General features: G+C 69.5%; 11 protein-coding genes. 5 read left to right on the top strand and 6 right to left on the bottom strand.

The window, feature by feature from the left end; genetic code table 11:
• Positions 1–117 precede the first annotated feature (117 nt).
• A complete protein-coding gene (locus BT364_RS16330) occupies positions 118–1713 on the bottom strand; it encodes an NnrS multi-domain protein (protein WP_256259860.1) in 1596 nt (531 codons plus the stop codon).
• 98 nt (positions 1714–1811) lie between these two features.
• Here BT364_RS16330 and BT364_RS16325 point away from each other — a divergent pair, with 98 nt between their 5' ends.
• Genes BT364_RS16325 through BT364_RS16315 form a run of 3 tightly spaced genes read left to right on the top strand, consistent with a single transcriptional unit; the run spans position 1812 to position 5245 of the window.
• Positions 1812–3125, top strand: coding sequence for a DUF262 domain-containing protein (locus BT364_RS16325; protein ID WP_079179492.1), 1314 nt, complete (start codon positions 1812–1814; stop codon positions 3123–3125).
• A complete protein-coding gene (locus BT364_RS16320; protein ID WP_072485899.1) occupies positions 3122–4270 on the top strand; it encodes an AAA family ATPase in 1149 nt (382 codons plus the stop codon). The genes BT364_RS16325 and BT364_RS16320 overlap by 4 nt, the downstream gene beginning before the upstream one ends.
• A 42-nt stretch (positions 4271–4312) precedes the next feature.
• A complete protein-coding gene (locus tag BT364_RS16315; protein WP_072485898.1) occupies positions 4313–5245 on the top strand; it encodes a hypothetical protein in 933 nt (310 codons plus the stop codon).
• Between the two features lie 7 nt (positions 5246–5252).
• Here BT364_RS16315 and BT364_RS16310 read toward each other — a convergent pair whose 3' ends face one another.
• Entirely contained in the window at positions 5253–8546 is a 3294-nt protein-coding gene (locus BT364_RS16310; protein ID WP_072485897.1) for an AAA domain-containing protein, read from the bottom strand.
• A 228-nt stretch (positions 8547–8774) separates the two neighbouring features.
• On the opposite strand from BT364_RS16310, the gene BT364_RS16305 reads away from it, so the two are divergent.
• Both BT364_RS16305 and BT364_RS16300 read left to right on the top strand, forming a co-directional pair.
• Entirely contained in the window at positions 8775–15596 is a 6822-nt protein-coding gene (locus tag BT364_RS16305) for a DEAD/DEAH box helicase (RefSeq protein ID WP_072485896.1), read from the top strand.
• Positions 15593–17845 (top strand): UvrD-helicase domain-containing protein, encoded by a 2253-nt coding sequence (locus BT364_RS16300; protein ID WP_072485895.1) that lies wholly within the window; start codon positions 15593–15595, stop codon positions 17843–17845. Before BT364_RS16305 ends, BT364_RS16300 begins: the two co-directional genes overlap by 4 nt.
• 453 nt (positions 17846–18298) lie before the next feature.
• Here BT364_RS16300 and BT364_RS16295 read toward each other — a convergent pair whose 3' ends face one another.
• From BT364_RS16295 to BT364_RS16280, 4 genes are all read right to left on the bottom strand, one after another.
• Positions 18299–18718 (bottom strand): ankyrin repeat domain-containing protein, encoded by a 420-nt coding sequence (locus tag BT364_RS16295; RefSeq protein ID WP_072485894.1) that lies wholly within the window; start codon positions 18716–18718, stop codon positions 18299–18301.
• A gap of 21 nt (positions 18719–18739) precedes the next feature.
• On the bottom strand, positions 18740–19045 hold the full coding sequence (locus BT364_RS16290) for a hypothetical protein (RefSeq protein ID WP_143166500.1): 306 nt from the start codon (positions 19043–19045) through the stop codon (positions 18740–18742).
• Positions 19046–19623: 578 nt separating this feature from the next.
• The gene (locus tag BT364_RS16285) at positions 19624–20952 is read right to left on the bottom strand and encodes a class I SAM-dependent RNA methyltransferase (RefSeq protein ID WP_072485892.1); all 1329 of its coding nucleotides are present in this window, start codon (positions 20950–20952) and stop codon (positions 19624–19626) included.
• A gap of 114 nt (positions 20953–21066) precedes the next feature.
• A complete protein-coding gene (locus BT364_RS16280; RefSeq protein WP_072486036.1) occupies positions 21067–23115 on the bottom strand; it encodes an APC family permease in 2049 nt (682 codons plus the stop codon).
• Positions 23116–23219: the final 104 nt, after the last annotated feature.

The following is a 23219-nucleotide window of genomic DNA, read 5'->3' as shown; positions in this document are numbered from 1 at the left end:
CGGTAAACGCCAGGCCACAGAGTCGCCCCCGGATCCGGCCCCGGTGAAGCCTCGAAGGCGTGTGCCCGAGGGCCAGTTGTCCTTGGAGCTCGACGAGGACTTCGCGGCCTGACGGAGTCAGCCGTCCTTCGGTAGGCGCTCGTACGAGAAGGTGCACCGGACCCGGCCGTCGGCCGCAGGAACGAGGCGTACCTGCTCGGCGGGCATCTGCATTGCCGTACCCGCCGGCTCGTCCCAGAGCGACACCGTTCCTCCGGCCTCCCCGAACGACAGGTACGGGCGCTCGGGCTTCAGAACACCACCCCGACTGCCGAGTTTCGCCGCGGGAACCGTCGGCTCGACGCACATCCACTCCGGTTCCACCCCGAAGTACGAAGGTGGCACCGTCTTCCGAGCCGCGGCCGTACGGAAGTCCTCCACCGCCTCCCGCGCCGATTCCAGCGCCCCCAACCCACACACCAACACCACCGTTACCTGGGTGAGCACGTACAACGGAACCCCCAGCCGCTCGACGGGGCTGACGAACGGTGCGTGCACGTGCTTCGCGATGCCCCAGAGGGCCGGGACGAACAGGGCATAGCTGAGCAGACTCAGCAGCTTCACCGCCGACGCGGCCTGCCAGATCCCGGGGACGCCGAGGTCATCGGGTGTCACGCCGAGACTGTCCGCGTACAGCGCGTGCAGCACCGATCCGGAGGCCACCACAAGGGACACGGCAGCAGTGAAGACGAGCGGCGCCGCCCAGGCGAGCCATTCACCCCACGTCCACTGGCGGACCAGCAGCCAGATCCCTCCCACCGTCGCCGTGACGGCGAAGACCGACAGCATCTCCACCGGAGTCCAGCCTCTGCCGTCCCCCGTACCCGCGCCGAGGGAGACGGCGAGGAGGTACACCGCCATCACACCGCACACGAGGAGACTCCCCACGCGGCCGCCGACCGCGAACAGGCCATATGCAAGCCGGGCTCCCCCGACGAAGCACAGCACCGCGATGCCGGCCCACGCCCATGCCCGCACACCGCTGTGCTGCCGGGCGACCGCCGCGCAGAAGGCCATGGCGAGCAGCCAGACCACGACGCGGAACGTACGTTGCCGACCATCCTCCTCGCGACGCGGAACGATGTGGCTTCGCTCCCGACCGTAGAACGGCCGTACATCGACGGCAGCCCCGGGAGCGGAACCTCCGGGCAGGTTCATACGGGAGAGCCGACGGGCTTCCGATGCCGTACCCGTGACCACCATTCCGGTGTCGCGGTAGCCGCACCTCTCCGAGATGCGCGCACGCGACACTGCGGCCGCTCGGCTCAATCTCGCCATCCATGTCAGTGGTCTCGGGGCGGGTGCGCGAGGTGGTCTGTGATCAACCGTATGCGCCCACCAACCAGTCAGCTGCTCCCGGTCCCGGTCCACCAGCTCGCAGCGCCGGGCGTACATCTCCAGACCGGCCGCCCGTGCCAGCTGCTCCACCCGCCAGGCGGCCGCCCGCTCGGTGCGCCGGTTGCGGGCTCCGAAGAACCGCACCTCGACGGAGTACAGCCGTGCCGAGGGAGCCTCGCGCAGCACCCCCCGCGACGCGCCCTCACCACGCGTGAACCCAGTGACGACCGGCCAGCCCCGCTGGTCGAACACCCGCTCCGCCTCGTCCCAGTCGCGTTGCTCCCCCCGTACCTCGACGAGCACCAGCACACGCTGGTCATAGCGTTTCCCCAGCACCAGCTCCCCCTCTCACCGGGCTCCGAAGGTACAGCGACCTACGATGTGACGGTCACGGTGGAAGGAAGCCACTCCTACGAGGGAACGGACACGAAGACATGTCACCGGAGGACAGCGGCAGCAACCGCGCAGCCCAGCCGAAGGACCAGCTGTCCCTGTACGGCCGCTATCTGGACGATGCGTCCGCCGAGGACAGCGGGGGCTTCCTGGTGGAGATCGGGGCGGGCGGCCGGAGCACCGATGTCGAGCTGGAGCAGCCCGACGAGGAGCCGGACATTGCGGATGAGCGGATCACGGCACCGTACGACCCGTCCAAGATCGAGATCCAGACCCTCAACCCGACGATCAACCTGCTGATCTCCCGGCTGGTCAACGGGATGATCGATCTCGCCCCGGACTTCCAGCGCAAGGCGGGCATCTGGTCGGACGAGCAGCAGAGCCGGCTGATCGAGTCCCTGCTCCTGCGCATCCCCATCCCCTCCTTCTACGCCTCCGAACTGACCGACAGCTCGTGGGCCCAGGACAGTTCCTGGGCCATCGTCGACGGAATCCAGCGCCTCACCGCCATCGCGCGGTTCATCGCACCCGAAGCACTGGCGGAGGCGGGGATAGATTCGGGTCCGCTCAAGCTGCGCGGGCTGGAGTACCTCAAGGACGACTTCGAGGGCAAGGGGTACGACGATCTGTCGGGGCGTATGCAGATCCGTCTCAACGAAAGCCAGGTCGTCGTCCACCTCATCCGCCCGGGGACTCCGGAAGAGGTCAAGTTCAACATCTTCGCGCGCATCAACACCGGTGGCCTCCCGCTGACCCGCCAGGAGATCCGGCACGCGCTCGTCCCCGGCCCGGCACGGCAGCTCCTGTCCTCGCTCGCCGAATCGCCGGAGTTCGCCTCGGCCACCAGCTACGGCGTCTACAGCGAGCGGATGGCGGACCGCGAGATGGTGCTGCGCTACCTCGCCTTCCGGCTCACCGACCCCAACCTGTTCAGGAGCCAGGACTTCGACCAGTTCCTCGCTCTCACCATGCGCCAGGTCAACCGCCTCACCGAGGACGAGCGGGAGGCTCACGCCCACGACTTCCGGCGGGCCATGATCACGGCTGAAGAGATCTTCGAAGGTCATGCCTTCCGCAAGCAGTTCCCTGGTCAGACTCGGCGCTCACCGGTCAACAAGGCCATCTTCGAGACAGTTTCCGTGAATCTGGCCGTTCTCTCGGACCGTGAACGATCTGCGCTGGTAGCGTCCCGCGAACAGGTGGTCGAGGGCTTCCAGCAGCTCATGACCGACCGGAACTTCGAGCGGGCCGTGTCCGTGGGCACCGGCGACCGGGTCAAGGTGGTCGACCGCTTCGCCAAGGTCCGCGAACTCTTCCGCACCGTCCTGCAGACCAACGGGGGCAGCAACCAGTGATCGAACAGTTGTCGCTGACCAACTTCAAGGCGTTCCGGTCCGCCGACATCCGGCTGGCCCCGGTCACACTCCTCACCGGCCTCAACTCCTCGGGCAAGAGCACGGTCCTGCAGTCCCTGGCGCTGCTCCGTCAGTCGTACGACTCGGGCATCCTCATGTCCACCGACGGGGACACCGACAGCCACGGGGGTTTCCTCCTCGACGGTGACCTCGTGGAGCTGGGCACGGGCCAGGACCTCCTGCACGAGGACTTCACCACCGAGCGGCCGGGCACGGACCCGCTGATCTCCGTCGTGTTCGAATCTGCCGACAAGGAGTCGTACGCCTGGTCCGCCCGGTATGCGCCGGAGCAGGACGTACTTCCGCTCGAAAGCTCCACACGCCCGGCGGACTGGGGTGATGTCCCCCTGTTCTCCCGGCGCTTCCAGTACCTCAAGGCCGACCGGATCACGCCGGCCACCACCTATCCCCGGTCTCACCATCAGGCGATCGGCCGCGGCTTCCTCGGGGCACGCGGCGAGCACGCCGTCAACTTCCTGCGGCACCACGCGCAGGACGTCGTACCGGACGGCCACCCGCTCCGACACCCGGAGGCCGGCGGCCACACCCTGCTCGACCAGGTCGTCGCGTGGATGCAGGAGCTGTGCCCCGGGGTCAACCTCGAAGCCTCGGAGATTCCCGGGATCGACTCGGTACGTCTCAGCTTCGGGTTCGGCGGCACCGCCGGCCTGGACTCCACCCGGCGTCGACGCCCGACGAACGTCGGCTTCGGTCTCACGTACGCCCTCCCCATCGTCGTGGCGTGTCTCACCGCCGGGCCCGGCAGCCTCATCCTGCTGGAGAACCCCGAGGCCCATCTCCACCCGCGCGGCCAGTCCCGTATGGCCTCTCTCATCGCCGCCGCGGCGTCCGCCGGCGCGCAGCTCGTCGTCGAGACCCACAGCGACCACGTACTCGACGGGACCCGGCTCGCGGTCAAGCAGGGGCGGCTCGCGGCCGGGGATACGGCGGTGCACTTCTTCCGGGGCAACGGGGCCGGCGTGGAGATCATCACTCCGGCGGTTGCCGAGGACGGATCGCTCTCCGAATGGCCGGAGGGCTTCTTCGACGAGTCGGAGAACACACTCGACCAGCTGTTGGGCTGACCGCCCGCCTGTCAGTTCCGGAAGCCACAAGGGGGGCGCTTCATGGTGCTCATGTTCTTCAACGAGAAGTCCTGCGTCTCCGACTGCTCGCAGGACGAGGCCGGGCAGGCCATGCGCGATTTCGTGAAGGTCTGCCAGGCGGTCAGGCGGGTGGACAACGGAGCGAGTCTCGTCAGTGAGGTCCGGCTGGAGGACCTGGAGATCGCTCCCGGCTACTACCTCGCCCAGTGGCGGAACGAGAGCCAGAACCGAGACCACTGGCGGTTCATGCGGCTGCTCAACCGCAAGTCCCCGCACTCCACGGTGCTGCCGGCCCCTCCCGAGGATCAGGAGGTCGAGTACCGTCACGACGGCGACCGGGTTCTCGGGCTCGCCGCCGCCCATCTCATGGACACGCTGGCCGTCAGCCTTCCCACCGCCCGGCCCTGGGAGGCCTCCTGGCTGAGTGTCGAGTACGTCCTCGTCGACGAGGACGAGGTCCAGGAGGACAGCGCGGAGGTCCGGCACGCCTCGACACCCGAGCACGTGGCGGAACACGCCGACTGGATACGCGAGAGCGCGGCGAACGCCGTCACCTCCGGCGCGCAGCTCTGGGAGGAACGCGAAAGTCTCTTCGCCTCGCTCCAGTTCGCCCCTGGCGTGGAGGACGACCTGAGGAACCTCCCGGGTGTCTCCGTGCCCTCGGTCCGGACTGCGCTTCTCGGGCTCAACACAGCGGCCGAGGCCTGGAAGCCCGGGGATTCGGAACCGGTCTGGCCCATCAAGGTGGTCCCCGAGAGCGATACCCGGATCAATCTCGGGCTGTGCAACTTCACCGACATCGACGGAGCCAAGCGGCTGTTCAGCCTCCACACCCGGTTCCGGCCGAGGCCCGGCCGCATCCATCTGAGGGTGGTCACCGAGGAGGGCCGCGTGCGTATCGGCTACATCGGCCGGAAGCGCCTGGCGGAGGACGTGCCTCGCAGCTCGCGGTGAGCTACCGCTATGCGCTGCCCGGGCGACGCCAGAGGTCGATGTCCTTCTTCCAGGCCTTGTTGCCGCCACCCGTCGGGCACCGCGTGTTGTAGCAGCGCCAGTACCAGTTCTCCTTCGCACCGCGCCTGATCTCGATGTCGTCCTGCCCGCACCGGGGGCACTTCGGCGGGCGGGCGAAGATCTCGGCATGCTCGTGAGTGAGGATCTTGCGGGCGAAGCAGGCGCCGCGCATCGTGACCATCACCTCGCGGGTCCAGCTCTGCGACAGGGCGTTGAGGCTGCCGAGCATCACGGTCCTTTCGTCCACGACGACGATCTTCTGGTGCATGACGTGCATCGGTACGACCGTGTGGACGACCGCACGCAGGTCCTCGACGAGAGACAGGTTCGCCGGCTTCTTCTGGAGCTGGTCACTGGGGTCGCGGACGAAAACGGTCACCCGTACGCCTCGGTCGACCGCCGCGCGCAACTCCGGGAGGATCATGCGGACGCGCCTGGCCACCCAGGGGGTCCACAGCCACAGGGATGTCCGCGCGCTTCTGATGGCTGCGACGAAGGACGCGTAGAACGTCGTCTCGTCGTCGACATCACTGACCTCCACGTGCCGTGAGAGGACCTCCGCCAGACGGTCGCCGAACTCCCCGCGTGGCACGTTCAGCTCGGGCGGCGTGATCAGAGACTTGGCGGGGAGAACCCGCACTCCGGACGTGCCGATGAGGGCGTCCAACTGTCCGAACGGGGAGTCCGGCGCCTTCCGTGCCACCTCCCGGATGCGTGTGCCGCTCGCGATGACGTACACACGAGTCTGTACGCGGGTCATGGCCACGTTGAACAGCCTGATCCCGCTGCGCATCCAGTCGCTCGCCTCCGGTGCGCGCGATGCCTTCGCCATCCACAGCGGCCGGCTGTGTTCACCCTCGACCGTGTCGAAGACGACGATGGGGAACTCCCGGCCCTGGAACCGGTGCGCGGTGCCGACCTCGGCGCTCGGACCACCATCCCGTTCGACGTCGCGCAGCGCCTCCAGCGTGGCCTCGGCCTGGTCTCCGTACGGGGTCACGACGCCCGTGGTCTCGCCGTCCCCGCCGTGCAGATCGATCAGGGCCCGGGAGATGAGCGGGCCCGCGGGCCACCAGCCCTTGCTCGGGCCCGTGAGATGGACATGGGCGAGTTCGTGGAGCCCGTCGGTGTCGATGAGAACGATCTCCGGGTCCTCGGAGCTCCTGGAGCTCCGTACGACGGGGCCGGCCTTGAGCACACCACCGTAGGCCAGGCCGTTCACGAGGCCCATCACGGCACGGCCGAACCGGTTCTGGGTCACCAGGGTCGTACAGGCGGGGTGTGTCCGCGCCGCCGCCGGGTCGGTGATGCCGCAGTGCTGGAACACGTCCGGAACCAGCCAGCGCTGGATGTCGGGGCGCCTCTTGTCCTTCAGCGCTCGGGGGACGACCGGGCCCAGCTGCATGAAATCCCCGAGGAGCACGGCCGTCTGCTGGGCGTGGGAGACGGCGAGCAGAACCTCGGGCAGGGAAGCGGCGCCGACCTCGTCGATGAGGACCACGTCGTAGTGGCCGGAGAAGACATGCCGGTTGGTGCGGAAGCGGGCCAGGGTCGTGGCCACGAGACGGGCGTTCTTGATGATCTCGCCCTGCGTGTCGCGGGCGAGCCGCTCGTACTCCTCCTGGATCTCCTTGTGCTGCTGCTCCAGCGCTCCCTTCCGGGCCGCTTCGGCGGCGACGACGGAACGCAGCGTCGCGGCCTTCCTGTGCCTGGCCGGCCAGGCATGCTCCTCCGCGGTGGCAATGAGCGCCTCGGCGAGGTGTGCGCGCTCGGCTTCGTCCTCGGCCGTGGCGAGAGCCGTGCGCAGTTCGCCCATGGACCGGGTCAGGGTCTGGTAGCGGGTGGCGGCGTCTCGCACCGCCGTGTCACGTCGGTCGATCTCGCTGCCGGAGAAGGGGATCGCGCGTGTCATCTCCTCGGTCTGCCCAGCGATCCGGGCCCGGCGACGATCCGCGACATCGCGAGCCTTGAGGGCATGGTCGTGCGCGTCCCGGTATTGGACTCCCGCTTCACCACATGCGGCTTGAGCCTCAGTTCGCTCAGCTCGTGAGCGCAGCTTGGCGAGCCCTGTCCGATTCTCGACCTCGCGTAGGACACGCTGCGTCTGGCGCAGCCGCTCCTGGCTCTGAAGAGCGGCGGACTCGGCTGCCGTGGCCGCGTGCTCCACCCTGTCCGCCTCGTCGAGGAGGGCGTCGACCTGCTTCCAGAGGTGGCGGGAGTCCTCGGCGTCGTCCCGGTCCTTCAGCGCCCTGTTCAGGTCCTGTTCGGCCGCCGCCAGGGTCTGGCCGACCTCCCGGGCGGCCTTCCTCAGTTCCGTCACCCGTACATCGCGCGACGCCGCATCACCGAACGGCTCGGTCACCAGGGCCCTGGCCTGTGCATAGGCCTCCGCATCGAACCGTACGAGGCTCGCCTCCAGCTCCGCCAGATCCTCCGCGCGGCTGCGGATGCCCAGCAGTTCCGCCGACACCCGGGCACGCCGGCCCTCGACGTCGGCCAGCCGGGCCCGGACCATGAGGGGAAGGGACACCTGCGGGTCGTCGGCGATCTCCTTGAGCTGGGGCGGGCCTACGCGGACGATGTCGCCAGGGCTGTGGCGATGTCCTCTCAGGACGCCCTTCAGGGCGTTGTCCACGGCGATGTTGGTCGCGGAGACGAGCAGGACCTTCTTGCCCGCGGCGATCAGATCGCCGATGGCCAGTGTGAGCACCATCGTCTTCCCTGTGCCGGGTGGCCCCCACACGAGGCGTACGCCGGTCCCCAGGCAGGCCCGGTACGCCTCCGCCTGTTCGGGGAAGAGGCCGGCCGGTGCCTCGGTCCGGGCAGGCTCTCCGGCGGGGCTGCCGGAAGCGAGCAGGCTGCCGAGCGGAGTTTCCCCCAACCCGGCGATGCCGTCCCTCAGGGTTTCCAGCAGAAAGGTGGGGGGCTGTTGCAGAACCCAGAGGAAGGGGTCGACCGGGTCCGCGAACTCGGCGACCCCGACGGTCAGCGACGAACCGCTCTGCATGGTTTCGGTGACGGCGAAGCCGGCTTCCACACCCGATTCCTCGGGCCCGGCGAGGCGCAGGCTTTCGAGCTGGTCGGGGTTGAGTTCGGTGCCGCGCAGATCCACGGCATAGCGGCCCGGCTCGCCGGCCCGGGCCGCGCGGCCGATCCTTCGCCACCGCGGGCGCTGACCTGCTCCTCCTTCCACGGCGATCCATTCGTCGACCGCCGTGGTGATCTCCTCGCGCCAGCCCAAAGCTCCCCCTTCTCGGCTCGCGAATGGTAGATCTTGCGGAGGTCCCGGCACCTCCCTTTACGTGAAAGCCGTGGCCTCCACAGCGGGAATGGAAAGGTTCGAGACTCGGATCGGTTCCTATTCGGCCATGTCCCGGTCTTCGTCAACCGGACTACGGACCCGCCTGTCCGAGGCGACATATACCGTTGCCACAGCTCACCGACCTGGCACGAGGCGAAGGAGAACGTCGTGAGGCCCACGCTGGCCGCAGCACAACTGCGGGGCAGTCTCACCCAGTACCTCACGACGACGTACGCGCTCACCGACGAGGACACGCGGCGGGCGCTGGAGCGGTTCCTCGAGCATCCCGAGACCGGGATGTTCCGCGGTCCCTATCTGCGGATCAGGACCCCCTTCCACAAGGCCGATGCCGGCTGGGAGAAGCACCTGGAGTGGAACCCGGGATTCACCCCGTACCGGCATCAGGCGAAGGCGTACGAGCGGCTGAGCACGCTCCACGGGCCCGCCCTGCCGACGCTGGTCACGACGGGGACTGGTTCCGGGAAGACCGAGTCGTTCCTCGTCCCCGTCCTCGACCACTGCCGCCGCGAGAAAGCCCTCGGCCGCCGCGGGGTCAAGGCCGTGCTGCTCTATCCGATGAACGCGCTCGCCACCGATCAGGCCGGCCGCATCGGCGACTGTCTCTCACAGCCGGACCTGGCGCAGGTGACGGCGGGGCTCTACATCGGCGACCGGCCGGACACCGACTTCCGCCGGGTGATGACGCGGCGCGAGGAGATGCGGCAGTCGCCGCCCGACCTGCTCATCACGAACTACAAGATGCTCGATCTGCTGCTCCAGCGGACCGAGGACCGCGCGCTGTGGCAGGACTCCAGGATCCAGTACGTGGTGCTGGACGAGTTCCACACCTACGACGGGGCGCAGGGCACGGACGTCGCCATGCTGCTGCGCCGCCTGGCGATGACCACGGGCCGGAGCGAGCCCGGGCGTCCCCTCGGTTCGATCTGCCCGGTGGCGACCTCGGCGACCCTCGGCGAGTCCGGCCCCGGGGCCGGCCCCGGCTCCATCCTGGAGGTGGCGGCGCAGGTCTTCGGGATGCCGTTCTCCCCGGACGCGCTGGTGGGCGAGGAACGGATGACGCCCGAGCAGTTCACCGGACCGGTGAACTACGGGCTGCCCGAACCGCCTTCGCCCGAGGAGGTCATCGCCTGCTCGGGCGGCCCCGACGTGGTGTCCCGTCCGGACAAGCTCGATCTCAACGCCCTGGCGGCACGGATGCTGGGACAGCAGGGCCTGTCCGCCTTCGAGATCGGACGGCTGCTCAAGCAGCACGACTTCACTCAGGGGGTGCTGTCCCTTCTCGACGGGGACCCGCTGAGCGAATGGGAGCTCCGCGACCGCCTCGGCCGGTTCGGGTACACCTGGGGCCGGACCGCCCGGGAGAATCCCCGCCTCGCCCTCGCCGCGCTCGCGCGGTTCGTCGCCCTGCTGTCGGCCGCCCGTGATCCGGAGTCGGACGAGCGCCGCCCGCGGCCCCTGCTTCACGTGGAGACCCACCTGTGGGTCCGGCCGGTCGGCCGGATCGTGCGCGGAGTCGGCCCCGGCAAGCCCGAGTTCCACTGGTACGAGGACGATCGCGCTCGACGCTCCGCCCTGCCCGCGACGCCCCCTGAGGGCGACGAGGAGCCCGAAGCCGGTCAGATCGGGTACGTGGCGCGCTCGCATCGCGCGCAGTCGGCGATCGGCGCGGACACCGCCGTGCGACAGGCGAGCATAAGGCTGCCCGCCGTGTACTGCCGCAACTGCGGCCGCTCCGGCTGGGCGGCCGTCTCCCCGGAGGCCGATCCCCAGCAGCTGGTGATGGCCCACGACAAGATCTGGCGCGCCAGCGTGGGGCGGGAGAAGCGGCGGGTCCGCTATTTCATCGCCGCCACGCCTGCGGAACAGGAGGACACACTTGCAGCGGTCAACCAGTCCCGGCCCGCGGCGGGAGGCGGACAGCCACCGGCGCTGATCCTGGACGGTGCTCAGGGTACGTACCGGCTCCCGGTCGCCCAGGACGCCGGGAACCTCCAGGACGCCGGCTTCGTCCTGGCGATCACCGAGAAGAAGACCGCCGACCGAGCCGCCGTCGATCAGCGCTGCCCCGCCTGCGACACCGACAACGCGATGCGTTTCCTCGGCACTCGGCCGGCCGCACTGGCAGCCGCGACGGTGACCCAGCTGTTCACCGGCCAGGAGGTCGCGCTCGAAGCGGAGGAGCGCAAGACCCTCCTGTTCAACGACTCGACCCAGGACGCCGCCCACCGCGCGGGTTACGTGGCGAACCGGTCGTTCACGTTCTCGCTGCGCTCGCTCCTCGCGCGCAACCTGGACGAGTCCGGCAAGCCGTCGGCTCTCAACGACCTGATCGGGAACGTGCTCGACTCCGTCGAGGATCCACAGGCCCTCGCCGCCGTCGTCCCGCCCGACCTGTATGACGAGCCGGGCGTGGACCGGCTGCTCTCCGGGCGGGGCACGGGCGACCTTCGGACCTGGAAGCTCATCGGAGAGCGGCTCGCCTTCGCCACTGTCATGGAGTTCGGACTCCGTTCCCGGCAGGGCCGCACCCTGGAGCTGACCCGGACGGCGGTCGCCGAGGTCGTCATCGAGGATCAGCACCGGATCACCGTGCTCGCCCGCGACGTGCACATGGCCCTGCCCGGTCAGCTGCTCGGCACCGGCCTGCCGACGGCCGAGCGCTATCTGGCCTTCGTCCGCGGACTGCTGGAGCGGGTCCGGCTGCGCGGCGGGGTCCGGCACCGGTGGCTGGAGCCGTGGATGAAGGACGCCGGGGTGACCCGGTTCAAGATCTGGGGCGGCCGGCCCGACGGCATGCCGGCGTTCCCCGACAGTGTGGCCGCGCCGCGCTTCCTGCTCGATGGCGACAAGGGCAGGTCCGACTTCGACTCGATGACAGCCCGCGCCGGCTGGTACCAGGACTGGGCGCGCCGGTGCCTGGGCCTCGACGCCCCCGGAGCGGCCGAGTACCTCCGCAGGCTGCTGCCCGTCCTCGTCGACGAGGGGCTCCTCGCGGTGCGGACGGCACAGGACCGGACGACGAAGGTCTACGGCCTGCAGCCCGGCCACATCGAGGTGCGGCTGCTCGAGGACGACATCGTCAACAAGGCCTTCGTCGCCTGTGAGGCGTGCGGCTGGCAGCAGGTGGTACATCCCTCCCGGCGGACCCGCTGGTACGGCCATCCTTGTCCCCGGTACCGGTGCCGCGGGCGGATCACCGCACCGCAACCGGGCCAGGCCACGGTGCCGGCCTCCGGTTCCACCAGCTTCGGCGGCCCCCGGCCGCGCGACTACCGCGATGACTACTACCGGCACCTGTACCGGACGGGTAGCACCTTCCGGGTGGTCACTGCCGAGCACACCGGCATGCTCACCCGGCCCCAGCGGGAGCGCGTGGAGCGGGCCTTCCGCGACGGCACCCACTACACCGACCCGAACGTGCTGTCGTGCACTCCGACTCTGGAGCTCGGCATCGACATCGGAGACCTGTCCGCCGTCCTGCTGGGATCGCTTCCGAAGGGCCCTGCCAACTACGTGCAGCGAGCGGGCCGCTCGGGCCGCAAGACGGGCAACGCCCTGGTGGTGGCCTTCGGCGGCCGCCGGGCCCGCGATCTGTACTACCTCGACGAGCCGCGGGAGATGATCGCCGGGGACATCGTGCCGCCCGGCTGCTACCTCTCCGCGGTGGAGATCCTGCGCCGCCAGTACACGGCGCACCTTCTGGACCTCGCGGCCCGGGGCCGGCTCACGACGAGCGACGGTGAGCCGCTGCAGCCCGCGCCGCGCCTGGTGTCGGCGCTGTTCGGCAGCACGGCATGGTGCCAGGAGCTCGCGGACGCCGCCCTCGCCCATGGCGCCGTGCTCGTCGAATCGTTCCTGGACCTCTTCCCCTCCCTCCCGGGCCGGCCGGACACCGGGGTCTCCGACCAGGCCGCCGAAGAGCTGCGCACGTACGCGTGCGGTGGCATCGTGCGCGCGCTCCAGGAGGCCGAGGAGGAATGGACCGGCCGCGGTGAGGAACTCCGGCGCCGGATCCACGCCATCGACACGGCGATGGACCAGCTCGTACGCAGCGATCCCGAGCAGGAACGCGAATGGCGCGAGTTGCGCGCCGAGCGCTACGCGACGGGCAACCTGCTGCGCGACCTGAACCAGACCAGTGCCCACGGAGCCCTCGTCGAGCTCGGTCTCCTGCCCAACTACACCCTCTCGGACACCACCACGCAGTTGGAGGCCACCCTCTACTGGACCGAGCAGCCCGAGGCCGAAGGGGCCAAGAAGAGTTACCACAGCGAGGTCCGGGACTACGAGCGCTCACGCCGGTCCGCGCTGTCCGAACTGGCGCCCGGAAACAGCTTTTACGTCAACGGCTACAAGCACGTCGTCCGGGCCCTGGACATCGGCAGTCCGGAGCGTCGTGCCTGGTCGGTGTGGCGGCTGTGCCCCGCGTGCGGCTACATCCGTACGGAGAACGCCCAGGCCGATGCCTCGCCCTGCCCCCGGTGCGGCGGCCGGGAGATCGCCGACGCCGGCTGTGTCCAGCGCGTTCTCGAACCGAAGCGGGTCATGTCGCGCGACAAGCGGGACGACGCCCGGGTCCGCGACGACAAGGACGAGCGCGACAGCAAGAGGTACGCCGTCCTCACGACGGTGGACATCGACCCCGTGCATCTGGCCACGGGCTCCTGGCGCCACGACACCGCCGTCTTCGGCGTCGACTTCACCCGCCATGCGGTGGTGCGCACGCTGAACCTGGGCCTCGACCGCCAGGACGGCAGCAGCACCGTGCCCCTCGCCGGGGCCGACGTACGGATCAACCCGTTCTACGTCTGCACGAGCTGCGGCGGCGCCACCTCCGAGGGACGCCCGGTCGTGGACCACCACCAGGACGCACTCACCGAATCCCTTGCCGCGGCGACCAGGGCCAGCGCTCACCACCAGCTGTGGTGCCCGCGCCGCAAGGTCCGTACGAGCACCCCGGAAGGCCAGGGGAAGGGGGAGGACGTCCCCCTGCTCCTGGCCCACGAGCTGACCACCGAGGCCGTCCGTATCCTGCTTCCCGCGTCGGTCGCCCGTGTCAAGGAACGCCTCGCGTCCTTCACCGCCGCCCTGTTCGTGGGCATCGCCGCACGCTACGGCGGCGACCCGGACCACATCGACATCACCGCCGCGTCCATGCCCGACGGCAACGACCCGGAATGGCCTCGTCGTTTCCTCGTCGTCTACGACCGTCTGCCGGGCGGCACCGGCTACCTGCACCGGCTCGCCACCTCCGACGGCTTCCGCGAAGTGCTGCTGAGGGCTCGCGAGGTGATCGACAGCTGCCCGTGCATCGAGAAGGGCCTCGACGGCTGCCACCGCTGCCTGCTGCGCCGCGTACCGGCCGGCGACTACGACAAGGTCAGCCGCAACGAGGTCCGGCAGATGTTCGACGAGCTGCTGGGAGCCGACGGCGGCGACTGGGCCACCTCACCGGTCACGGCCACCCACCAGATCCCGCTGGAGCGGCAGGCCGAGAGCGATCTGGAGGTCATGTTCCTGGAGACCTTGGGCGAATGGGCGAAGCAGCCCTCGGCCAAGGCCAGCGCGGACGCCTACACGACCACGGCCGGAACGTACTCGCTGGACCTGCGACTGACCGGCGTCGACGGGGCCACCGTCAGCTGGCGGGTCTCCCAGCAGCGGGTCCTCGACGGCACCCGCCCCGACGTACTCTTCGAGCGCACCGACGCACCCGGTCCGCGGATCGCGCTCTACCTCGACGGATACGAGTTCCATGCCGGGCCGAAGCACAAGGACAGGCTGGCCGACGACGCCGTCAAGCGCACCCGGCTGCGCGCCGACGGGGTGCGGGTCTTCCAGCTCACCTACTACGACGTGAAGGAGTGGCGGACCCGGGTCCGTGACACGGGCTACGCGAGCACGGGGCCGGAGCACCCGGTCTGGGTGCCGTACGGCGAGCAGGGCCAGAAGCGTGCCCGTGACTACTACGCGGGCGTGCACGGCGGCCTGCCGGGCGAGCTGTCCGCGAACCTCTGGGTGAATCCGGCTGACCTTCTGATCGCCCATCTGCGTGCCCCGGACGCTTCCTTGTGGCAGCAGCGCGCCGAGGCCGCCGTCGCGGGGCTGCTGGGCGCCGGAGCCCGGATCGCCGCACTGCACCCTCAAGCGGTCGGCGAGCAACTGCTCACCGCGCTGCGGGGCGGCGCCCCGCAGGGGCCCAAGGGACCGGTGCAGCTGCTCTCCGCGGTCGACGCCGCAGGATGCGTGGTCACGGCTACCGCGGACGGTCGGCACCGGCCGCCGGTGTGGACCGCGCTGACCCTGCTCGACGACAGCGACCGGGCCCTCTCGGACGAGGCCGGGCACAAGCGGCGTTGGCAGGGCTGGCTCTACTGGAGCAATGTGCTGCAGTTCCTGGAGCACGGAGGCGGTGACAGTGTCCAGTTGACGGCCAGCCTGCTGGAGGGCTTCACCACCGACGGCCTCGCCGTCACCGGGGGCTCGGGCTGGCTCGAATCCCAGCGGGTCGAGCGGCCGGCCGCCGTTGCGGCGAGCCCCGCCGGAGACCTGGCAGTAGGGCCGCCCGCCCCGGTCATCCCCACATCTCGGCCGGCCCAGTCCTCCGACACGGCTCATGACACCGGCTGGGAGCAGGTACTGGAGTTCCTCGACCCCGATGAACCCGGCCTGCTCCCCCTCAGCCAGGGGCTTCGCGCGCTGGGCGTGGTGCCGCCGGAAGCCGGCTACGAGCTGGACGAGCACGGTTGGATGGCCGAACTCGCCTGGCCCTCCGCCCGGATCGCAGTGGTGACGGCCCACCGTCCGACCGACGGGGAACGGGATCACGATGCGGAGGACCGGGACAGGGCCTTCGCCTCGGCAGGCTGGTGGATCCGCACAGCCGCCTCCTGCACCCCGCTGGACATCAAGGACCTCCTCGCCGCGGCGGAGGGCGAAGACACGAACGACGGAGACCAGCAGCGATGACGACCACGGGCGTGACCCTGCGTCTGCTCGACAAGGCGGACAAGGAGATCCTGAGGCTGCCGCGTGCGGTCAAGGGCGCGATCTACGACTTCCAGCACAAGTTCAAGGAGAACCCTCAGCTCCGGGGCCTGCGGCTGAAGCAGCTGGAGGGCCACGACCGGCTCTGGTCGGCCCGCGTCAATGACGAGTACAGGGTCCTGCTGCTGCGTCTGGCGGACACCGACTGGCTCATCGTCTCCGTCAAGCACCGCAAGGAGGCGTACGAGAAGCTCGACCGGCTCTCGTACGGCATCAACCGGATCACCGGCGGCATCGAGTACGTCGATCTCCAGATCGTCGAGGAGAGCGTCCTTCGCCGAGCAGCGGCTCCCGGGCCCGCCGCCGAGCCCGCCCCGGCGCCCGCGCCCGCCCCCGTCCCGCTGTTCGCCGCGTTCTCCGACGAGCAGCTCACCGACCTCGGCGTCGCGGGACCGCTCGTACCGGTCGTCCGGACCCTGACCACCGAGGATCAGCTCCTCGGTCTGGCGGAGTACGCCCCTCAGCTCACCGCGGAAGTCCTGCTCGCACTCCACGACGGTGCGTCGTACGACGCGGTGCTGGAGCAGATCACCAGTCCCGTCTCCGTACCGGACCCCGTCGACACCGACGACTTCAGGGCCGCCGCCGAGCGGCCGGCCACCATGGTCACGACGACGGACGAGGCGCTGCGCGAAGCCCTGGAGGGCGGCGACTTCGGTCGGTGGAAGGTATTCCTCCACCCGACCCAGTCCCGGCTCGTCGAGCGCGAGTACTCGGGTCCCGCCCGGGTAGGGGGCGGGCCGGGCACCGGCAAGACCATCGTGGCCCTGCACCGGGTCAAGCACCTGGTGGACCGGCTGCCTCCCGGCCGTAACAAGCCCGTCCTCCTCACCACGTACAACAAGAACCTTGCCGCCGACCTCAGGTCCCGGCTGCTCCAACTGGGCGGCGAGAAGCTGTTGGCGCGCGTGGAGATCAGTCACGTCGATCAGCTCGCGCTGCGCGTCGTGCGCGAGGCCGAGCCCGGAAGCGCCAAGCAGACTCTCGACGAGAGCCAGGCTCTCCGTGAGTGGCGTGCCATGCTCGACGAGCTGGGCGAAACCGGGTGGGACGTCCAGTTCCTGCACGACGAGTGGTCGCAGGTCATCCTGGGCCAGGCCGTCGTCTCCCGGACCGAATACTTCCGTGCGCGGCGAGCCGGCCGGGGCAAGAACATCGCGCGGGCCGAGCGCGCCGAGATCTGGCAGCTCGCGGAGCGGTTCACCCAGCGACTCGACCGCCTCGGACGGCAGACCTGGGAACAGGTCGCCGAGCGTGCGGCCCGGCTGGAGATGGACCGCGAGCGGCGGATCCAGAACGTCGAGCGTCAGCGGGAGGAGGCGGGCGGTCTTGACAACATCCATCTTCAGGCCGGCTCCGCGGGCTGGCTGCGGCACCGCTTCCAGCACATCGTCGTCGACGAGGCACAGGACCTGCGGGCCGCGCACTGGAAGCTGCTGCGGGCGATGGCGCCGCGTGCCGCCAACGACATCTTCCTCGTGGGCGACACACACCAGCGCATCTACGGCAACCAGGTCACGTTGGGAAGCCTCGGTGTCCACATCCGCGGACGCTCGGCCAAGCTGACATTGAGCTACCGAACGACCCGGCAGATCCTCGGCTCCGCACTCGGTGTGCTCAGCGGCGAAAGCTTCGACGACCTGGACGGCAGCAGCGAGGACCTGGCCGGGTACAGGTCCGTCCTGACCGGAAGCCTTCCGCAGTTGCACGGTTGCGACGACTGGGAGTCCGAGCAGGAGTCGATCGCCGCGCTCCTCGCCGACTGGATCGCCCTGCCGACACCGCCCGGGCAGATCGCCGTCTGCGTTCCGACCAACGCCATGGCGAGCGAGCTGGCTTACACCCTGCTCGCCCACAAGGGGATCAAGGCCGTCGAGATCGGCCCTGAGGGCCCCCGTGGAGACGAAGGCGTCCACATCGGCACGATGTTCCGCTTCAAGGGACTCGAGTACCAGCGCATGGTCATCGCGGGGGTTCGGGACGGACTCGTGCCCCGGGAGGCGGTCACCCGCCTACGGAACGCCGATGCCGTCCGCTACCGGCGCGAGCTCCAGCGGGCCCGCTCGCTGCTCTTCGTTGCGGCCACCCGGTCCCGGGACAGCCTCGCCATCTTCTGGCACAGCCGTCCGAGCCCGTTTCTCGAACCGCTCATGCGCTTGCCCGCTTCATGAACACACCGGGCGGCTGAGCCGCCCTGGAGCAGGAGAGTCTCAGGGCGACTCAGCCGCCCGGTCCTCCGGGCCCACTCACGGTTTCTGCGTATCCGCTTTCGGTGCTCCTGGCGCTCCCACAGGTAGGCGAGGCCCATCTGGTCTCACTCGCAGACCGCCTCATCGACCACGACTGCAACGAAGTTCGCTTCACTCGTGCGGATCTGGACGAGCTGGACCGCACCTATGCCCTGCCCTGCGGTGTGTCCGCTCGAACGAGCACTGAGGAAGTCGCGCCGCTGTTCAATGGGAGGCCATAGGGTCATTTCCACATGCCACGACCGCATCAATCGCCGAGGGGGGCCGCGATGCAGGCTGACTGGCTGTTCCGGCGACCAGGGTCGACGAAGCACATAGGGGCACCCCCAGCAGCACTCGGCAAACCGGAGGTGCCGACCGTCCGGTGGGGACGGCTCAAACGGTGAGGTTGCGCAGCCGCGCCAGGACGGCTTGCCGCTCCTCGGTGTTGTCGCTCCAGCCCTGTGCCCAGGCGAGCGCCGAGCCGCCCCCCGACTCCCGCAGGTGCGGGTCGGCTCCATGGCACAGCAGCAGCTCGACGAGGGGCAGGTTGGCCTTGGCGGTGGCTGCGGCGAGTGGCAGTCCGCTGCGCCACCCCCGGGATTCGGCGTTGGGCGAGGCCCCGGCCGCCAGGAGCAGCTCGGCACAGCGGTTTTCGCCTTGGACGGCGGCGAGATAGAGCGGTGTGGCTCCGTCAGGGTCGCGGGCGCCGGGATCGGCCCCTTGGGCGAGGAGTCGCTGGAGAAGGCCGACTCGTCCGTCACCGGCAGCCGCGGCAAGCCGCTTCGGCAGCTTCTTACGCTTTCTGTTGTTCACGTGTTTCCACGGGCGCGGGGCCTACCGCCTGGAGCTGCGGAAGGTGCAGTGGTGCGCCCGGTACCCCTTTCCGTACTTCTTGCTGATCTGGGCCTGTACATCTCGCTGGGCGGACTTTTCGGCCTCCGACTTGCTCTTCCCCTTTCCGTTGCCCTTGAGCTGCTTGTCTCCGTGGTCGCCACTTCCGATCTTCTCGACACCACAGACGGCGGTGGAGTACCACGCCTTGGGCTTTGCCATGGTGGCGCCGGAGGCTTCGGCGGTTCCGGTGAGGGCGAGCAGAACGCATGCCACTGCTGCGGTCCAGCAGGCGATGGACTTCTTCACGGTGCCTCGCTTTCGGTCGGTGGTGGGCGTGGGGGGCGCCCGGCGGACACGATGGCATGCGCAGAGGATGAGTTTGTGCGGCCGTTCAAGGCTGGAGTTGACGCGCGGAACGGTTCTTCGCCCGTTGTCACGGGGGTGGGCGACTCCTACGGGGCGTGGTGGTTTCACACCTTCGCGTGAGGTGGACCGAGGGTCCGTTCGCATTACCTCGGGCCGGAAGCCCGCGACCAAGGCCGCGGCCGACTTTGCCTGACTGGTGGGACTGCCGTGACAGCGGCGTGGGACCGCACGGGAACGTGGTCGCAGTCGCACACCCCCACGTCGCGCGCGACGCTCCGACCGCCCGCGACCTGCGATCAGTTGGGCAGTGCCGAATTACGCGGAGATACTCGGATCCTCTGCCACTACAGATCTAGCTAGTGGCTGTGGGAACGAGGTGGTGGGCCGCTGCCGACGCAGGCCGAGGGGCGGGGCCCCATTCCGTCACGAGCAAGGGCCTCCAGGGTCAGTCTGTCCGCTCGATCCGCTACACGAAGGGAAATAGGCCGAGCGACCCGTTCCGGCAACAAAACCCCAGGTCAGGAGCCCTTCGTAGCCGGCTCCAGAATCGCCACGCACTCCACATGGTGCGTCATCGGAAACAGATCGAACGCCCGCAGCGTCCGCACCCGGTACCCGCCGTCGCGGAAGTACGCCAGGTCCCGTGCCAGCGCCGCCGGGTCGCACGCAACGTACGCGATGCGGCGGGCACCCAGGCCCGTCAGGTGTTTGACGACCTGCTTGCCGGCGCCGGCGCGGGGCGGGTCGAGGACGATCAGGTCGCACTCGGTGATGCCGGTACGCGGGAGGATCTGGTCGACCTTGCCGTGTTCGATGCGGACCCGGTCCAGGTCCTTGAGGTTGTGGCGGGCGTCCTCGACGGCGCGCTTGCCGGACTCGATGCCGAGGACGGCGCCCTTTTCGCCGATGCGCTGGCCGATGGCGCCGGCGAACAGGCCGACGCCGCAGTAGAGGTCGAGGGCCATGTCGTTCTTGCGAGGCAGGAGGCCCTGCATGACGGCGCGGACCAAGGTGTTGGCAGCCTGCGGGTGGACCTGCCAGAAGCCGCCGGAGCCGACGCGGTAGGTGCGGTCGTCGGCGCGCTCGCGGACGAAGGCCCGGCCGTGCACGCGGTGGACGCCGCCGTCGCGCTCGTCGACGCGCATCACCGAGACGGGCTTGTCGAGCTCGACCAGGGGCAGCCGGCCGCCGGGCCTCGGGGTGAGGATGACCTGGCGGTCGTGGGAACCCGTGGCGGCGATGGCTTCCACCGTGGCCATGCCGGGCCAGTCCCGCTTCTCGATGCCGAGCTCCGTGACGCCGGGGGCCGCGATCAGGCAGCGTTCGACGGGCTCCACGTCGTGCGAGCGGTGCTTGCGCAGGCCGACCTTGCCGTCCTCGTCGATGGCGTACTGGACGCGGGTGCGCCAGGCGGGAACCTCGCCCGCCGGGAGCTTGTCGCCCTCGGCCGGCATGACCGTGCCGTCCCAGCCCGCCTCCTCGGGGGTGAGGCCCGCGAGGCGCTGGAGCTGTTCGGCGATCACTTCGCCCTTGAGGCGGCGCTGGGCGCCGGGCCTGGCGTGCTGCCAGTCGCAGCCGCCGCACCTGCCGGGGCCGGCGTACGGGCAGGGCGCCTCGACGCGGTCCTTGGACGCCTCGATGATCCGTACCGCGTCGGCGCGCAGGAAGCGGGAGTCGCTCTCGCCGTCGGTGACCCTGGCGATCACCTTCTCGCCGGGGAGCGTGTGCCGCACGAAGAGGACCCGGCCCTCCGAGGTGCGGGCGATGCAGTGGCCGCCGTGTGCGACGGGGCCGACCTCGACCTCGTACTCCTCCCCGACCAGCGACGACGTGGGTTCGTTCTGCATGAGGGGGTGGCTCCAGAGATCAAGGGGAAACGGCCGGACAACAACCTACGATTCTACGTGGGTGTCGTCCGGCCGTTTACCACGAGCGGGCGGGCAGGCAGGTGGACGGTGCGGTCAGGCCTTGCTGCTGGGTTCCTTGGGCCTGCGCTCCACGGGGCCGCGGCGCACCGAGCCCGGCGCGTTCCACTCGGCGCGCTTCCTGGCGCGCTTCTTGGCCGCCTCGGAGGACTCCAGCTGATACGGCACGGAGGTCACCATGACGCCCGGGGTGAACAGCAGCCGCCCCTTGAGGCGCAGGGCGCTCTGGTTGTGGAGGAGGTGCTCGTACCAGTGGCCGACCACGTACTCCGGGATGTACACGCTCACCACGTCGCGCGGGCTCTCCCGGCGCAGGCTCTTCACGTAGTCGATGACCGGCCGGGTCACCTCGCGGTACGGGGAGTCGAGGATCTTCAGCGGGATGTCGATGCCGCGCCGCTCCCAGTCGTCCTTGAGCGCCTTGGTCTCGGCCGGGTCGACGCTGATGGAGAGCGCCTCCAGCCGGTCGGAGCGGATCAGCTTGGCGTAGGCGAGGGCGCGCAGGGTGGGCCGGTGGAGCTTGGAGACCAGGACGATCGAGTGGACCCTGGAGGGCCGGATCGTCTCGTCGGACGGGGTCTCGTCGGCGGCGATCTCCTCGGCGACCCGGTCGTAGTGCTTGCGGATCGCGGTCATCGTCGCGAAGAAGATGCACATGCCGAGCAGGGCGACCCAGGCACCGTGGGTGAACTTGGTGACCAGGACGACCACGAGGACGAGGCCGGTCAGGAAGGCGCCGAAGGCGTTGATCGCACGGGAGCGGATCATGTGGCGGCGCTTGTCGGCGTCCTTCTCGGTGCGCAGGTGCCGGTTCCAGTGGCGGACCATGCCGGTCTGGCTGAGCGTGAAGGACACGAACACGCCGACGATGTAGAGCTGGATCAGCCGGGTCGAGTCGGCGCCGTAGATGACGACGAGCAGGGCGGCCGCGCCGGCGAGCAGCACGATGCCGTTGGAGAAGGCGAGGCGGTCGCCGCGGGTGTGCAGCTGGCGCGGCAGGTAGCGGTCCTGGGCGAGGATCGAGCCGAGCACCGGGAAGCCGTTGTACGCCGTGTTCGCCGCGAGGAACAGCACCAGGGCGGTGGCTGCGGCGAGCACGATGAACAGGAAGCTGCCGTTGCCGAAGACGGCCTCGGCGACCTGCGTGATCACCGGGTCCTGCACATAGCCGGGGCCGACCGGCACGCTGCCTTTCAGCAGGTCCTGCGCCGGGTTCTCGGCCATCCGGACGTCGGTGACCAGGGCGAGGGCGATGATGCCGACGAGCATGGTGATGGCGAGCACGCCCATCATCGAGAGCGTCGTCGCCGCATTCTTGGACTTGGGCTTGCGGAAGGCCGGGACGCCGTTGGAGACCGCCTCGACGCCGGTGAGCGCGGCACAGCCGGAGGAGAAGGCGCGCAGCAGCAGGAAGACAAGGGCGAAGCCCGCGAGGCCCTCCTGCTCCGCCTTGATGTGGAAGTCGGCGGTGGGCGCCTGCATGGTGTCGCCGAGCACGAGAGCGCGGAAGGCACCCCACGCGATCATGATGAAGACGCCCGCGACGAACACGTACGTCGGAATCGCGAAGAGCGACCCGGACTCCTTGACGCCGCGCAGGTTCATCAGCGTCAGCAGGACGATCACCGCGACGGCGCACAGCACCTTGTGCTCGACCACGAACGGGATCGCCGAGCCCAGGTTCTCGATGCCGGAGGTGATGGAGACGGCGACGGTGAGGACGTAGTCCACGAGCAGCGCGCTGGCGACCGTCAGGCCGGCCTTGGGGCCGAGGTTGGTGGTGGCGACCTCGTAGTCGCCGCCGCCGCTGGGGTACGCGTGCACGTTCTGCCGGTACGACGCCACCACGGTGAACATCACCACCACGACCGCCAGGGCGATCCACGGGCTGAAGTGGTACGCCGACACGCCCGCGACAGACAGGACGAGCAGAACCTCGCCAGGCGCGTAGGCAACGGAGGACAAGGCGTCGGAGGCGAAGACGGGGAGGGCGATGCGCTTCGGCAGGAGCGTTTCTCCGAGCCGGTCACTGCGCAGTGCGCGCCCGATCAGGATCCGTTTGGGCACGTCGGTCAGTTTGGACACGCAGAGGATCGTAAGCGCTTTGTATGGAAGCCGCAGACCCACCACCCCCGTGGCCCTGCAATCTCCTGCGCTCGGACGAGAAAAGCCACGAAATCCTTAACGAA

The sequence above is a fragment of the Streptomyces atratus genome, assembly GCF_900119365.1.
In the GTDB taxonomy this organism is placed as follows: domain Bacteria; phylum Actinomycetota; class Actinomycetes; order Streptomycetales; family Streptomycetaceae; genus Streptomyces; species Streptomyces atratus_B.
This window is presented reverse-complemented; position numbering and strand designations above follow the sequence as displayed.

Coding starts and splice junctions, on each gene's coding strand:
- BT364_RS16285 (WP_072485892.1), bottom strand. CDS start 20,952: ATGCAGAACGAACCCACGTCGTCGCTGGTCGGGGAGGAGTACGAGGTC.
- BT364_RS16315 (WP_072485898.1), top strand. CDS start 4,313: ATGGTGCTCATGTTCTTCAACGAGAAGTCCTGCGTCTCCGACTGCTCG.
- BT364_RS16300 (WP_072485895.1), top strand. CDS start 15,593: ATGACGACCACGGGCGTGACCCTGCGTCTGCTCGACAAGGCGGACAAG.
- BT364_RS16325 (WP_079179492.1), top strand. CDS start 1,812: ATGTCACCGGAGGACAGCGGCAGCAACCGCGCAGCCCAGCCGAAGGAC.